Annotated in this window: 14 protein-coding genes; 4 read left to right on the plus strand and 10 right to left on the minus strand. The window is 62.8% G+C overall.

What is annotated here, in order from left to right:
• The first annotated feature begins 22 nt into the window (after positions 1–22).
• Complete coding sequence (locus BTHE68_RS34415; RefSeq protein WP_162070714.1) at positions 23–1,171, plus strand: DSD1 family PLP-dependent enzyme; 1,149 nt, start codon at positions 23–25, stop codon at positions 1,169–1,171.
• On the opposite strand, the gene BTHE68_RS34420 is transcribed toward BTHE68_RS34415, so the two are convergent.
• The 7 genes from BTHE68_RS34420 to BTHE68_RS34450 form a co-directional block, all read right to left on the minus strand.
• Positions 1,168–2,217 carry an FUSC family protein gene (locus tag BTHE68_RS34420; protein ID WP_162070715.1) on the minus strand — a complete coding sequence of 350 codons (1,050 nt, stop codon included), beginning with the start codon at positions 2,215–2,217 and terminating at the stop codon, positions 1,168–1,170. The genes BTHE68_RS34415 and BTHE68_RS34420 overlap by 4 nt on opposite strands.
• A 216-nt stretch (positions 2,218–2,433) precedes the next feature.
• Entirely contained in the window at positions 2,434–2,619 is a 186-nt protein-coding gene (locus tag BTHE68_RS34425; RefSeq protein ID WP_162070716.1) for a hypothetical protein, read from the minus strand.
• Positions 2,620–2,744: 125 nt separating this feature from the next.
• Complete coding sequence (locus tag BTHE68_RS34430; RefSeq protein WP_162070717.1) at positions 2,745–3,962, minus strand: c-type cytochrome; 1,218 nt, start codon at positions 3,960–3,962, stop codon at positions 2,745–2,747.
• A gap of 74 nt (positions 3,963–4,036) precedes the next feature.
• Positions 4,037–5,776 carry a methanol/ethanol family PQQ-dependent dehydrogenase gene (locus BTHE68_RS34435; protein ID WP_162070718.1) on the minus strand — a complete coding sequence of 580 codons (1,740 nt, stop codon included), beginning with the start codon at positions 5,774–5,776 and terminating at the stop codon, positions 4,037–4,039.
• Positions 5,777–6,017: 241 nt separating this feature from the next.
• On the minus strand, positions 6,018–6,287 hold the full coding sequence (gene pqqD, locus BTHE68_RS34440) for a pyrroloquinoline quinone biosynthesis peptide chaperone PqqD (RefSeq protein WP_162070719.1): 270 nt from the start codon (positions 6,285–6,287) through the stop codon (positions 6,018–6,020).
• A 65-nt stretch (positions 6,288–6,352) separates the two neighbouring features.
• Positions 6,353–6,427 (minus strand): pyrroloquinoline quinone precursor peptide PqqA, encoded by a 75-nt coding sequence (gene pqqA, locus BTHE68_RS34445; RefSeq protein ID WP_008347847.1) that lies wholly within the window; start codon positions 6,425–6,427, stop codon positions 6,353–6,355.
• A 194-nt stretch (positions 6,428–6,621) separates the two neighbouring features.
• Positions 6,622–8,577, minus strand: a complete 1,956-nt coding sequence (locus BTHE68_RS34450; RefSeq protein ID WP_162070720.1) for a sigma-54-dependent Fis family transcriptional regulator — start codon at positions 8,575–8,577, stop codon at positions 6,622–6,624.
• Positions 8,578–8,910: 333 nt separating this feature from the next.
• Here BTHE68_RS34450 and BTHE68_RS34455 point away from each other — a divergent pair, with 333 nt between their 5' ends.
• Positions 8,911–9,105, plus strand: a complete 195-nt coding sequence (locus BTHE68_RS34455; protein ID WP_162070721.1) for a hypothetical protein — start codon at positions 8,911–8,913, stop codon at positions 9,103–9,105.
• Between the two features lie 119 nt (positions 9,106–9,224).
• Here BTHE68_RS34455 and BTHE68_RS34460 read toward each other — a convergent pair whose 3' ends face one another.
• From BTHE68_RS34460 to BTHE68_RS34470, 3 genes are all read right to left on the minus strand, one after another.
• Complete coding sequence (locus BTHE68_RS34460) at positions 9,225–9,869, minus strand: LysE family translocator (protein WP_162070722.1); 645 nt, start codon at positions 9,867–9,869, stop codon at positions 9,225–9,227.
• Positions 9,870–9,970: 101 nt separating this feature from the next.
• Positions 9,971–11,551 carry a sensor domain-containing diguanylate cyclase gene (locus BTHE68_RS34465; RefSeq protein ID WP_225936425.1) on the minus strand — a complete coding sequence of 527 codons (1,581 nt, stop codon included), beginning with the start codon at positions 11,549–11,551 and terminating at the stop codon, positions 9,971–9,973.
• A gap of 145 nt (positions 11,552–11,696) precedes the next feature.
• Complete coding sequence (locus BTHE68_RS34470; RefSeq protein WP_162070984.1) at positions 11,697–12,533, minus strand: FadR/GntR family transcriptional regulator; 837 nt, start codon at positions 12,531–12,533, stop codon at positions 11,697–11,699.
• A gap of 214 nt (positions 12,534–12,747) precedes the next feature.
• Between BTHE68_RS34470 and BTHE68_RS34475 the strand changes: the two genes are divergently transcribed.
• The gene (locus BTHE68_RS34475) at positions 12,748–13,956 is read left to right on the plus strand and encodes an ABC transporter substrate-binding protein (protein WP_162070723.1); all 1,209 of its coding nucleotides are present in this window, start codon (positions 12,748–12,750) and stop codon (positions 13,954–13,956) included.
• Positions 13,957–14,040: 84 nt separating this feature from the next.
• Positions 14,041–14,901, plus strand: coding sequence for a branched-chain amino acid ABC transporter permease (locus BTHE68_RS34480; protein WP_162070724.1), 861 nt, complete (start codon positions 14,041–14,043; stop codon positions 14,899–14,901).
• The last annotated feature ends 14 nt before the right edge of the window (positions 14,902–14,915 follow it).

Genomic DNA, 14,915 nt, shown 5'->3' on the forward strand with positions numbered 1-14,915 from the left:
AACTCCATCGCCACGATCCGCCATGACGCTCATCCCTCCTTGTGCCGCCCGCGTGGGCGACATGCTTGCAACCGTCGCCACGCCATCCCTGACGATCGATCTCGACGCCTTCGACGCGAATCTCGCCGCGATGTCCGCGTTCGCGGCACGGCATGGCGTTGCATTGCGTCCGCATGCGAAGGCGCACAAGTCCAGCGAGATCGCAAAGCGCCAGGTCGAAGCGGGCGCGGTCGGCGTGTGCTGCCAGAAGCTGTCGGAGGCGTATCCGTTCGCGCGCGCGGGCATCGGCAGCATTCATGTGAGCAACGAGTTCGTCGGCGCGGACAAGCTTGCGATGGCTGTCGAACTCGCATCGCATGTGCGGCTTTCGGTGTGCGTGGATGCGTTGCCGCAAGTGCGCGCGCTCGGCGATGCGGCGGCGCGTGCGGGCGTGACGATCGACGTGCTGCCCGAAATCGATGCCGGCCAGCATCGCTGCGGCGTGACGAGCGAGGACGCGCTGCTCGCGCTCGTCGACGGCATTGCGGAACAACGCGCCTTGCGCTTCACGGGCATTCAGGCGTATCACGGCGGCATACAGCACGTCGCGGACTGGAGCGCACGCAAGAGCGAAGCGAATCGCGCAGCGGACACCGCGGCACGCTATGTGCGCGCGCTCGATACCCGCGGCGTGCGTTGCGGCGTCGTAACGGGCGGCGGCACGGGCACGGTCGAGTTCGATGCCGCGAGCGGCGTCTTCACCGAACTGCAACCGGGCTCATACCTCTTCATGGATGGCGATTACGGCGGCATCGGCTGGAGCGGTGAATTGCGCTGGCGTCACAGTCTTTTCGTGCTATCGACGATCATGAGCGCGACGCGGCCCGGCATGGCGGTGTGCGACGTCGGCCTGAAAGGGCTGGCGGTGGATTCGGGCTTGCCGCGCCGCGTGCACTGGCTCGACGCGAGCGCTGCGCCCGCGTTGAGCTACGTCGCCGCGAACGACGAGCACGGCATGTTGCAGGCGCAACATGATGTCGACGCCGATTTCGCGGGCCTCGTCGGCGAGCGGCTTCGGTTGCCGCCGGGACACTGCGATCCGACCGTGAATCTCTACGACGAATACGTGTGCTATCGCGGCGAGCGCGTGACGGACATCTGGCCGATCGATGCGCGCGGCCTCTCGCGTTAGGCCGATGATTCCTTCGGCGGATAGATCGTCGCGATCAGCGCATCGAGATCCGCGACGATCAGCCCGACAACGAACTGCGCCACTTCCTGCGCGCCATGCGCCGACTCCTGCGCTGCAAGCATGTCCTTGAGCTCACTGACGGCCGCGCGTACGCGTTCGAGCCGCGCTTCTTCCTGATGATTCGACGCGAGCACGCTCGCGAGTGTCTCGAACAAAGCCTGTAGCTTGCGGCCGGTATCGCCGAGGCGGGCCGCGCATAGCTCGCGATCGAGGCGCGATACGGCCTTTGCAAGAAAAGCCGCATCGCCATGCAGGCGTCGCAGGAAGGGCGCGGCCTTGTCGATGGCGTCGGAGCGCCGGTTCTGCACCAGCACGATGATGTGCTCGCGTTCGGCTTCCTTCAACGCATCGTCGAGTGCTTTCTGAGCGTCCGTGCTGTGGGTTTCGAGGCGCATCGCGCGGGCTTCGTCCGGTGCGCCGGACAGATACAGGCCGATCAGCTGACCGAGACTCTTCAAGGTATACGCGACGCTGCGATGCGCGGCTTCGAGCGCGCGATTCGGCCAGAGCGCCGACACGACGAACGACGATGCTGCGCCGATCAATATCTCCAGCACGCGATGCATCGGCCGCTCGAAGGGCGATCCCGGGCCTGCCGGAATCAGCACGACGATCACGAGGGTCACGCATGCGAGCCTGAACGCGGGGCGCTTGGCGCTCAACGCGGCGAGCGGCACGAGCGCGACCGAAAAGACGGCGAGCGGCGGCGCGCCACGCTCCATCGCGACGATGCCGAGCACGCCCGCCACCGCGCCGATGAATGCGCCGATGATCTGATCGCGCGCGGTATCGACGGCTTGCGTGAGGCTCGGCTGCGTGACGATCACGAGCGTCGTGATGAGCGCCCAGTAACCTTCAGGCAGCGTGGCGAGCCGCGCGGCGGCATAGCTGATCGCGCAACTCATGAGGGTGCGCAGAAGCCGTCTTGCTTCGGGCGCGCCGAAGAACGTGCGTAGTTTGCGTCGGGTGCGGGTGATCGCGGTCATGCGGTCCGGGTCGGTGATGAAACGGATCAGACGATGAAGACGCGCATGCGCGCGCCCGGTGCTGCATTATGCCAATGCAGCACCGCGCGCGAGTCGAAAGAGGATGTTCAGGGAAAACAGGAACGAGGCGGAACGTATGTTCTTTTCTTGCTGAACATGCGTGCCGCCCCGGTATCGCGACGAACCGAAGGCTCGACGAAACGTCAGGGTGTGTCGTCAGGTGAGCATCGGCACCGCTTCGATCAGCGCAAGCCCGAGTAGCGCCCCGATGGCTGCGCTGATGAGCTTCGGATGCCAGCGATCCAGATGCAGCGCCGTGAGCAGCGCGCCGATCAGGATGACGCCGAGTAAAGCGAAAACCACGACAAGATAGCCGATTTCGAAATCATTGTTGATCAGCACGACGCTGGCCTCCCGCCGGCTCGAGCCGGCCGAATTGCACATTGCATCACGCTGCGGCCGATGTCGATCCGCCCGCGCGACATTTTGATTATATGTCACGTCGTGATGTAATCAAGTCGACGATTTCAATGGGCGGGTCCCGCGTTGAGCGGCAGCTTCGACGCGCGCGCGCTGTCGGCGGTCATCTTCGATCCACCCGGCTTGTAGCCATTCGACATCAGCAGGAACGCCATGATGTCAGCATAGTCCTGATCCTTCATCTTGCCGGGACGATCCGCGGGCATGTTGGTCGCCATGTAGTTGAAGATGCCGCCTACCGTGAGATGCGAGTTCGATGCCGGTGCGAACGACGGTCCCTGCAACGCGGGCGCGGTCATGCCCTGGAGTTGCGCGCCGTGACACTTCGCGCACGAACTCGAATAGAGGGTCTTGCCGTGCGTCGTTTGCGCCTGCTCGAAGGTGGGCGGCTCGACGGCGCCTTCGTTCGCGACCTTGATGAAGCGTCCCGCGCGCGCTGTGCTGGCATCCGCGAGCATGATGCCGCCATGCTGGAACGATGCCGTCGACGGCGTGTCGAGATAGCGCGCAGCCGAAGCGGTCTGCGCGGGCAAGCTCCATTGCTTCGTCAGCGCCTGCAAGCGGCCGTCGTTGGTCATTGCCTTGAGCGCATCGTCGATGCGTCCACGCAACGGGGCGCTTCTATCGCTGAATGCGAACGCCAGATGCCAGTCCGCATACGGTGAGTCCGCGTTCGCAACGGTGAAGCGGCGCTCCGGATGCGCGATGCGATAAGCAACGACCGCGGGATACCAGACGATCGCACGTTGCGCGCGACCGTTGGCCACCGCTTCGACCGTCGATGCCGATGTGTTCTCGAGATCGAGCGTCACGTCCGGCTGTTGCACGGCGATCAGTTGCGCGGGGCTTGCATAGGTCGCGGCGACCGTGCGCTTCGCGGCGTCCTTCAGTTCCGCGCCGGGAGCTTCGATGCTCACATAGCCAGCACGCAGATAGGCGCGCGAAAACTGCATCTTGCCGCCGGATGCGTCGGCGACGGCGGAGCGCGGGAAGCCGGCGATCACATCGCATGCGCGTGCGAGCGTCTTGTCGAGTTCCTTGAGCGACACGCCATCGTCGTCGCCTTCGCCTATTCCGTTGGAGACGAACGTCGCGGGGATGTTGGCGCGTGCGAAGACCGCTTGCGCGACACTGCGATCCAGCGCAGCCGACGGACTGCCGGGAAACGTGCAGATCTTCACGGCGGCATCGGATGCCGACGGCGTGAGGGCGATGCATGCGGCCAGCATGCCCACGGCACGCATGGAGTTGAGGGATTGATTCATGTCGAAGCGTCCGATGAGGTCGATGAACACCGCGAGCGCACGACGATGCGCGCTCGCGGTTCGATCAGGAAGGGTCAGGTGCGATCGAGCGCGAACACATAGAGCGTGCCGCCGCGCGGGACCTTGTCGGCGGCCTTCGCCATCGGGCCGCCCCAGATCGGATTCGCACCGCCGTAGCCCGCGAGGATCGCGACGTATTCCTTGCCGTCGATCTCGTACACCGAAGGCTGCGCGATGATGCCGCTCGCGAGCTTGGGGCTTTGCCACAGGACCTTGCCGGTCTTTTCGTCGAACGCATAGAGATGGCCGTCGAGCGAGCCGCTGAATGCGAGACCGCCCGCCGTCGTCGCGACGCCGCCGTTCCACGGCAGCTTGCTCCAGTGGCTCCAGACTTTCTTGCCGGTATCGACATCGATAGCCTGCAACTCGCCGTAGCCCTTGCTGCCGGGCTCGGGCTTGATCTCGAAGCCTTCGCCGAGATAGGGCAGACCTTCCATGTAAGTCACCGACTTGCCCGACAAGGACATGCACGCATGCAAGGCGGGCACGATCGCGAGATGCGTTTGCGGATCGTATGAAACGGACCACCAGTTTTTGCCGCCGAGAAAGCTTGGACATGTTTCGATGGTCGTGCCCGTCTTCGGATACTTCGATGCATCCTGAATCGGCTTGCCATCGTCCGTGTAACCCGTGACCGATGTCGCGGTGACGAAGGGCCGCGCGTAGATCAGCTTGCCGTTGCTGCGATCGATTGCATGAAAGAAGCCGTTGCGGTCCGCGTGAATGATGGCGTCGTAGTCCTTGCCCTGATACTTGATGTTCGCGAGCACGGGCGTGTTCACGCCGTCATAGTCCCACGTGTCATGCGTCGTGTATTGATAGTGCCACTTGAGGTCGCCGGTTTTCGGATCGAGCGCGAGCAGCGAATCGGAATAGAGGTTGTCGCCGGGACGAAGATCCGCGAGCCACGGTCCCGGATTGCCCACGCCCCAATAGAGCGTCTTGCTCGCGGCGTCATAGGTGCCGGTGAGCCATGCGGGCGCGCCGCCGTGTTCCTGCATGCCATCGGGCCAGGTGTTGCCGCCGGGCTCCTTCGCGCCGGGCACGGTAAAGCGCTTCCACAGCACCTTGCCATCGTTCGGATCGAGTGCCGCGATGAAGCCGCGCGCGCCATACTCGCCACCCGCACTGCCCACGACGAGCGCGCCATCCAGCGCGAGCGGCGCCAGCGAGAACGCATAGCCGGTGCCCGGATCGAACATCGCCTTCTTCCATACGAGCGCGCCCGTTTGCGCATCGAGCGCGGCCACTTCGCCGTTCAGCATCGCGACGTAGACGTTCTTGCCGTACAGGGCGACACCGCGATTGATCACATCGCAACATGCGGTCTTGAACGATCTTGCATCGAGATTCGGCTCGTATCTCCAGAGCTGTTTGCCGGTTGCGGCATCGAAGGCATAAACGTTGTCCTTGGGCGTCGTCACGAAGAGAAAGCGTCCGTTGACGATGGGCGTCGCTTCGAAGCCCTGCTGCAAGTCCTTGGGAAACTTGTAGCTCCATGCCTGCTTCAAGCCCTTCACATTCGTCGTGTCGATCTGCTTGAGCGGCGAGTGTCCATGACCGTTATACGTGCGGTAGTAGGTCAGCCAGCCCGGATCATCCTGAGCGCTCGTGAGACGTTCATAGCTGACTTCCGGATACTGCGCAGGCGTGCTGCCCGCCGCGATGGCATGCTGCTGGGCGAGCGTGAATGTGGCAGCGACGCCTGCAGCAAGGGCCGCGATGCGCATTGCCGGACTGAAGCGGATCTTCATCGTTGTCTCCTGGGTATTATCGGTGCGACGTCTTCTTTGAATCTCGATAGCCATCCGAAACGGTTGCGACGTCATCAAGGCAAGTCATGTGCCATTGACGATGCATGCGCGTGCGGGCCTTGCTGCATGTGGTTCTCTTGGACGAAGTCATGCAGAGGCCCGCCGTGTGGCGTTGATGTTCGTGTGTTGCATCGTGGAGCAGTGAGACGTCCGGCGTGTTGCCCGATGTGACAGTGCGGGTTCAGTCGAGCCAGCCGAGGCGGCGGGCTTCATCGATGAAGCGATACACATCCGCGGCGAGTCCCGACGTGCCGAAGCGCGTTTCGATTTCGCCGATGATGTCGTCGAGTTCGCGCGTGCCATCGCAGCGCGCGAGTATTTCGCCCGCACTGCGGTTGAGTTCGACGCTTCCGCGCGGATGCACGATCTCGCATGTGCTCATGTCCGCATGCCAGTGCAGCTTCAGTGGCGCACGCAAGCGTGGCCGCGCGGGCGCAGTCGTGGTGTTCATGAGGAGCGGAAAGAGAAGGGGACGTGCCCGGGTTCGATCGACCCGGGCGCGCTTTTATCGCAGCATCAGCGTGTCGCGATATACATCGTGATTTCGAAGCCGAAGCGCAGGTCGGTGAAGGCCGGTGTCGTCCATTGCATGTTCATCTCCTGGATGATGTTCGAGTGAGATCGCGAACCGTTTCGCAACCGGACTCGAAAATGCAAGCTCCGTGCCTTCGATGAGTTGACCGTGCATGTGCACGCTGTTGGCTTTCAGTCCGGTTTCGATGATTCGTTAGTATCGTGACCGCGTTGTGCTTCTTCGGGACACGGGTGTAGCGAAGTGGAACACCTCATTGCTCCATCGTTGAACAGGCGGGCATCTTGCGATAAATCGTGTTGCGCGAAACCCCCAGCGCGCGTGCAGCGGCCGATACATTGCCACGATGCCGCGCGAGCGCCGCAGCGATCACGGATGCCGTGACTTCCTGGAGACGCCCTGACGCAAGCGCCGATGGAACGCATGCTTCAGACGGGCCTTGCGCGCCGACGCGGGTCTCCTCGAAGAAATCTTCCGGAAGATGTTCCCGGCGGATGCAGCCGTCGTCATCCACCATCGCGGCCGCCGTGCGCAGCAGGTTGCACAGTTGCCTGAAGTTGCCGGGCCACGCGTAGCGCTCGAAGAGCGCCATGACTTCATCGTCGATCGACAGGGGCATGCCGCACGCTTCATCGGCGCTCACGGCGTGCAGCATCTTCGTGATCACGGTCGCGAGGTCGGTACGTTCGCGCAGCGGCGGCAGTTTCACGACGAGTCCGTTCAGGCGGTAATAGAGGTCCTCGCGAAAGCGGTTCTGTTCGATCATCTCGCGCAGATTGCGGTGCGTCGCGCAGATGATGGCGACATCGACCGGTATCGATTTGCTCGAACCGAGCGGATCGACGACGCGTTCCTGCAGCACGCGCAGCAGGCGCACTTGCAACGGATACGGCATGTCGCCGATTTCGTCGAGAAAGAGCGTGCCGCCGTTCGCCTGCAAGAGCTTGCCGGCCGCGCCCTTGCGTCGCGCGCCCGTGAACGCGCCTTCCTCATAGCCGAAGAGTTCCGACTCGATCAGGTTTTCCGGAATCGATGCGCAGTTCACCGCGACGAACGGCCCCGCGCGGCGCGGCGAATCGCTGTGAATGGCCTGGGCGAGCAGTTCCTTGCCCGTGCCGGTTTCGCCCGTGATGAGGATCGGAATGTCCTTGCCGATGACCTTGCGCACTTTGCCGATGACGGCGGACACCCTGGTATCGCCGGTGTCGAGCGAGGCGAGCTTCGATGAGGCATCGAGCGCAGTCGATGCGCGCGGCGCGGGTCTGGCCGCGACGTGCGTGGCAGCCATCTCGGCGAGCGGTGCGCGGTTCAAGCGCACGCGTGCGCACACGCGTGTGCCGTTGTTGAGGTCGAGGGGCAGATGCGGCGCGCGGCTCGCATGCGAACGATCGATCAGTTGCGCGCTCGTGAGCCCGAACAGCGACGACAGCGTATGCGCGCGCAGCGAGGAAAGCGGCAAGCCGAACTGAAACTGCGCGCTGCGGTTGGCCGAGAGAAAGCGTCCGTCGCACGTGAAGGCCATGATGCCTTCCATCAGCGTGCCGAGAAACTCGGGGCGGCTGTGAAACGCGATCTGCAGCATGCCCTGAAACGTGCTGGAAAAAAGGTGGTTCTCGATCATCTGCACCGACATGCGCGCAAGCGCCATGGTGTGCCGATGATAGCTGCGATGATCGCCGGTGACGTCGAGCACGCCGATGAGATCGCCGTATGGATCGAGGATCGGCACGCTGGAGCAGGTGAGAAAGCGATTGGCGGCGAGATAGTGCTGGGCGCCGTGCACGACGGTCGGACAACGTTCCGCGATTGCCGTGCCGATCGCATTGGTCCCTTGCCGTTCCTCCGCCCAGTTCGCGCCGGCGCGCAGCGCGACCTTCTCGGCGCGCGCGAGAAAATCGTCGTCGCCCGTCGAATGGAGAATCAGACCTTGAGCGTCAGTCAGCACGATCATGCTTTGCGTGTTGACGATTTGTTCGCGCAGCGTTTCCATCACCGGCGTCGCGTGCGCGCACAGCACGCGGTTCTGATCGAGCTTGAGCAGCAGATCGCCTTCGGTAAGAACGTCGTAGTCGGGCCGTGTCGACGCGTTCAGTCCGAAGGTTTCGGAACGCTCGTGCGCCTTGCGGATCGACGGAATGAGCCAGCCGCTCTCTCGTTCTTCGTGAGGTTCTTCGTGATTAGCCGCGATCTCGCGGATATCGTCTTGCATCCTCTCCTCCATGTGCAAGTGCCGGTCGTATCGCCGGATGTGTGAGCGCGGATAAAAAGCAAGTCCTGCGCCAAAGAGCGGCGCGATCGTGCGTGTCAGTCAATCGAAAGGATGCCGGTGTCGTCGCGGCGCCGACAGCATCGCGCGTGCTGTGTTGGCGCGCGTGCGACTTGCCATTTCGAAAGAGCGCGTGCGTTTGCATCGACGGACCGCTGCATAAGGCTCGCAGCCGACGTAGCGATCATTGGCATGCACGATGCAAAGAACCATGGCGAGCGCACCATACGCTCGATTCAAGCAAACGCTTGCTCACGCATCACAAGGAGAAACCCCATGGCGAACCTGAAGCTCGACGATCTGGAACATGCCGAGGATCTGTCCTCTTCCGAGATGTCCCGCATCTTTGGAGGCGACAAGAAGGAGCCGGCCGGCAGGCCGATTCATATCGACGCCAATAGCGGCGTGCTGACGTTCAAGGACGGCTCGCAATGGACGATGGACCTCGACGGCAAGCTGCATCCGCTGTGACGCGTGGCTTCGGAAGCCGCCTGTGAGAGGAGACCGGGACGTGCGTTAGGGCGTGCGTCCCGGTTTTTTGCATTCGGAATGCCTGATGGCGTTTTGACTTTTGTGTTCTGAATGCCGAACTACAAACCAGTTCTGCCCGCCGTAAGCACGAGGCGCAAGCCGAGCGCCGCGATGACGCTCGACGCAATGCGATCGATCCACTTCTTCGCGCGCAGATACATGTCGCGCGGCCGCTGGCTGGAAAATCCCAGCGCGACGACGGTGTACCAGCCCGTCTCGATCGCGAAGACCATGGGCGGCAGCACGAAATAGCACCACAGCGGAGGATGCTGCGGCAGGAGCGCCGCGAAGATACTGCCGTACCAGATGGCGGTCTTCGGATTGCTCAGTTGCGTGGTGAGTCCGAGCCAGAAGGATTTGCGTGCGCTTCTCATCAGCGCGGGCGCATCGTCGCGAGTCGGCATATGCATCGGCTGCGCGGCGCCGCGCCAGATCTTCCACGCAATGTGGATCAGATAGAGGCCGCCCGCGACCTTCAGCGCGATGTAGAGCCACTCCACGGCGACCAGCAGGGTATAGAGTCCCGCGAGCGCGATGCCGCCGAAGAAGATGCCGCCCACACCCATGCCGAGCGCGGTCGCGAGACCATCGGCGCGCGATATGCCTATTGCGTTGCGCGCCACCAGCACGAAGCTCGGTCCGGGGATCATCGCGCCGAGCAGCAGCGAGAACAGAATCGCGAGTACGGCGTTCGATGCGGTCATCGGATGGTCCTCCTCTGTTTGCACGATTGCATGTGGAATGCGGCATGCAAAACGCACGATTGCATTCAGCATGCATGATACGCCTGACGTCCCGCACTGCTTCAGGCGCCGTCGCTCGCGACGCTGTCTTCATGGATCGCGCGGTTGCGTCCGGCGCGTTTCGCGAGGTAAAGCGCTGAGTCGGCGCTGTTGAGCAGCTTGAGCGCGTCGTCGGCATGGCGCGGCGAGGCCGTGGCGCAGCCGATGCTGATGGTCAGCACCCCCTTGGGCACGGCGCTGTTCGGAATCGCCAGTTCCTCCACTTTCACGCGCAGGCGTTCCGCGAACGTGAACGCGCCGCTCGAGGCCGCGCCTGGCAACACGATCACGAACTCCTCGCCGCCGTAGCGCGCAACGATATCGCCGGGCCGCTTCGCGGAATTCTGTATGCAATCGGCCACCGCGATGAGCGCATCGTCGCCCATCGCGTGACCGTAGGTGTCGTTGTAGAGCTTGAAGTAATCGACGTCGACGAACAGCGCGGAGAGCGGTTGATCGGCACGCCGCGCACGCCGCCATTCCTCGTCGAGCCGGCGGTCGAGCGCGCGGCGATTGGAGAGTCCGGTCAGCGCGTCCGTGCCCGCGAGCCGCTGCAGTTTCTCGTGCGCGATCGCACGCGAACGCAACGAGATGGCCAGCAGCCAGGAGATGACGATGAAGCCGCCGCCGAACATCAGCGTCAGGCCACCGATGACGACGCTGCGTTCACGCCACGCGCTGAGCACATCATCCTCCGCAGGCGCGACCGCCGCGATCAGATGCGTGCCCGGCACGTGCTGGAAGGTATAGAGCCGCCGTACACCGTCGATCGTCGAGCGGGAGATATAGGAGCCGGAGGGCGCGTCCTTCATCGCGGAGAAAGTGGGCGATTTCGCGACGTATCCCGTTTCATCTGACGGCAATGCGGGCTTGCGCGCGATCATCACGCCGTCCTCCTGCACGATGAACGCCGACCCCGACCGGCCGACGTTCACGCGCGACAACAGGTTCCTGAAGTAGGCGACGTTCAGCGCGATGACCGCGACCCCCGCGAACGATCCGTCCGGCGCGTTGATGCGGCGGCTCATCGCGAGCGAGGCCACGCCCTTGCGCAGTCGCGACGCATAGGGTCCGGAAATGAAGAGGCCCGCGTCGGCGTGTTCGGCATGATCCTTGAAGTAGTCGCGATCGTTGAAAAGCAGATCGGCATGCTGCGAAGGATCGCGTTCGATCACGATGCGTCCTTCGCGATCCATGACGAACGCGCCGCCGACATAGGTCATTCCGGTGGCGCCATCGAACAGAACGAGCTTGCGCAGATCGGGAGGAAGCGCCATCACGGCGGGGTTTTGCGCGCCGCTCACGATGGTGCGCAGCGACAGGTCGATCGCTTCGGCGTTGCGGGCGATATCCGCGCTCAGGGTCGCGACGAGATTGGCCGACGCCTGATGCGCGTTCTGCAGCGCCTGCGCGCGTCCCTGCCAGAGCGCGGCGAACGACAGCACGGCCATGGAAATGGCGATGGCGGTGCCGATCAGTCCGGCGAGCACCGGAAAGCGCGAGAACGCTTCGGCGAAGCGCATCGCGGCAGAGTTGTTGCGTCGCATCAGCCGGCGACTCATCACGCGTCCGGTCTTGCGAACGGCCTTCAAACTGGCGGGCATTCAGGTTCTCCGCATGACGCCATCCCCGCATGACCGGGCACGCCATCGCTGTGCGACGCCACCTCGCATTGCGTCGAAAACTCCGTGATTCATGGGTCGATTGTAGTCGGTCGCACCGCTTCGTTTCAGCACGGGCGTCCGCGAATCAGCTACCGCGTACGCCCATGCGCTTGCGGATTTCCGAGTCGAGAATGAGCCGCCCGCGCAGCTTGCCCTTCATGCGCTTCACGTAACGCGGCGCTTCGGTCATGTGAATCACCATCAGCTCACGGACCTTGTCCGCGTTGCGTGCGCGCGCGGCTTCCGTGATCGCCTTGTGGATCTTCACGTTCGCGCGGCCGAAGCGCTCGTGCTCGGCCTGCGGCGTATCGTTCCTGAACTCGATGAGCTGCCTGATCATCTCGTTGATGAGTTCGCACGTGAAGCGCAGAAACGGATTGGGATTGGCGGCGGCGAGAATGTCGTGAAAGTTCACGTCTTCCTGACGTTGCCTGACGATGTCGCGATCCGCATGCGCCGCGGCGGGCTCGTCGCAACACGCGATGTTCGTTTCCAGCGCCGCGAAATCCTCGTCGGTGAGATGAGGCACCGCGCCCGCCGCCAATTCTGGCTCGAGCAATTGACGCACGGTATAGATATCGTCGATGGTCACGTCCTTGAAGAACAGATAGTTCTGCAAGAGCTGCAACGTGCGATCGAGCGGCACTTCGACGATCGTGCCGCCGCCCGACGGACCCGTCGTCACCTTGATGAGCCCTTGCACTTCGAGCGACTTGAGCGCCTCGCGTATCGTGCTCTTGCTCACGGAGAAGAGCTGCTGCAACTCGACTTCGCGCGGCAGCTTGTCGCCGGGCTTGAGGTTCTTTTCCGTGATCAGCCGCTTGATCTCTTCCGCGACGAGGTCGGCGCGCTTGGGCTGCTTGATCGACTGTTGCGCGATCTCGATTGCAGCGCCCGCGCGTTTTGCACGCTCCATCACCATGTCGATGCTCCCTGTCGTTGTCTGCTTTATACGCGTACGCATGGCGGCTACGCAGACTGGAATTTTGCCTTATTGACACGCGAATTTATTGTTCCTAGCATCAGGTTCATCCTATTTATCATGATAAATAGGATGAACCCCGCCGAGGCTCGAACGTACCACGAAAATAATACGGGGCGGCTGCGCGGGTCATCTTCTTCAAGGAGCGTCAATTTTGAATCGCCGAAACATGTTGAAACTGGCCGCGCTGTCGGCCATTCCAGGATCGATCGAAGCGCTCGTGGCAAGAAGCGCCTTCGCGCAGGGCTCGCCGATCCAGTTCGCCTGCCCGGTGCCGATGTCCGGCCCGTTCGCGGCCAACGGCAAGTACGCCGACCTCGGCATGAAGCTCGCGATCGATCAATACGGCAAGGTGCTCGGCCAGCCGCTCGCCTATACGACGCTCGATACCGAGGGAAAACCCGCAACGGCTGTGCGCCGCGTGCAGGAAATCGCGCAGCAGAAGAACGCGCGTTATTTCGCGGGCGGCATTCTTTCTTCTGAAGCGCTCGCAATGGGCAAGGAAGCCCAGAAAGCCGACGGCATCTTCATCACGACAGCGGGCGCGGATGAACTCACCGGCAAGGATTGCAACAGCGCGACCTTCCGCTGGTCGGTGCCGACTTTCGGCGCGATCGAGCAGACGGTGCGTCCGTTGATCCAGTCGATGCCCAACGCGAAGCGCTGGTACACCATCACGCCGCAATACGTGTTCGGTGACGGTCTCCTGTCCGCGGCGAAAAACATCTTCAAGGAGAAGGGCATCGAGCACGTGGGCAACAGTTATCACTCGCTCAATGAAAAGGAGTTCAGCGGTTATCTGACCAATGCGGTCGCCGCAAAGCCGGACGTCCTTCTGATCCTGAACTTCGGTTCGCAATCGTCGGACACGTTGCGACAGGCCGTGAGCTTCGGCATGAAGAACAACTGCACCATCCTGATGGCATGGGCGTCGGGGCTGGAGCAATTCGAAGCGCTCGGCCCTGACATTTGCGAAGGCGTGTACTTCGGCGCGCAGTACTGGCATGCGATCGACACGCCGCTCAATCACGATCTCGTCAAGCGCGTCAACGCGACTTACAAGTCGAACCCGAACTACAGTCTCGCGGGCTCGTATATCTGCACGAAGATTCTGCTCGACGGCATCGTCAAGGCGGGCACCGCCGATCCGAAGAAAGTCGTCGCGGCGCTCGAAGGCATGAAGTACGCGGGGCTGACCGGTCCCGAAGAGATTCGCGCGGGCGATCATCAGGTGCTGAAGAACTACTACCTGTTGAAGGGCAAGCCCAAGAGCAAGATGAAGGACAAGGACGACTACGCCGACATCGTCAGTTCGGGCCAATCGTTCCTGCCGCTCGACAAGACGCAATGCAAGCTGGCTTGATGTCTTGATGTTCTGATGCGCGCTGTTTTCATGCGAATGCAGGCAAGGCTTGCATTCGCGCCGCCACTCTTCTGATGCAAGGCCATGAACGTTTATCTGTTGCAGGTCGTGAACGGCATCGGCGTGGGCATGCTGTATTTCTTGCTCGCGGTCGGGTTGTCGATCGTGTTCGGGCTGCTGCGCTTCGTGAACTTCGCGCACGGCGCTTTCTATCTGCTTGGCGCGTACTTCTGCTATCAGGCGATGCAGTGGTCCATGAACTTCTGGGCCGCGCTCGTCGTCGTGCCCGCCGTGGTGGGTGCGTGCGCGTGGATCGTCGAGAAAGCCGTGCTGCGGCACGTCTACGCGCAGCAGCACGAGTTCCATATTCTCGCGACGGTCGGGCTCGCGCTCGTGATACAGGAGTGCGCGATCATCGCGTGGGGACCGCTCGGAGATAACGTTCCGGTCCCCGACATCCTGAACGGCGTCGTGATGTGGGGCAGCTTCATCTACCCGAAATACCGGCTCTTCGTGATTGCCTTCACGGCCGTGCTGGCGGGCATTCTGTGGTGGGTGCTCGAAGGCACGCGTCTGGGCAGCGCGGTGCGCGCGGGCAGCGAATCGAGCGAGATGGTGTCGCTGCTCGGCATCAACGTGACGCGTATCTTCAGTCTCGTCTTCGCGCTGGGCGCGGGCACGGCGGCGCTCGCGGGCGTGCTCGCTGCGCCGATACGCGGTGTCGATCCCTTCATGGGCATCGAAGCGCTCGGCGTCGCGTTCGTGGTGGTGGTGGTGGGCGGGATGGGTAACTTTCTCGGCGCACTCGTCGGCGGGTTGCTGGTGGGCATCGTGCAAAGCGTGATGAGCACGCTATGGCCCGAAGGCGCGCGTCTCATGATTTACGTCGCAATGGCTGCGGTGTTGCTGCTGCGTCCGAATGGATTGCTCGGGAGGACCGCGTGAACGCCAAACTCGAT

Source organism: Burkholderia sp. THE68, from assembly GCF_009938265.1.
GTDB lineage: Bacteria > Pseudomonadota > Gammaproteobacteria > Burkholderiales > Burkholderiaceae > Caballeronia.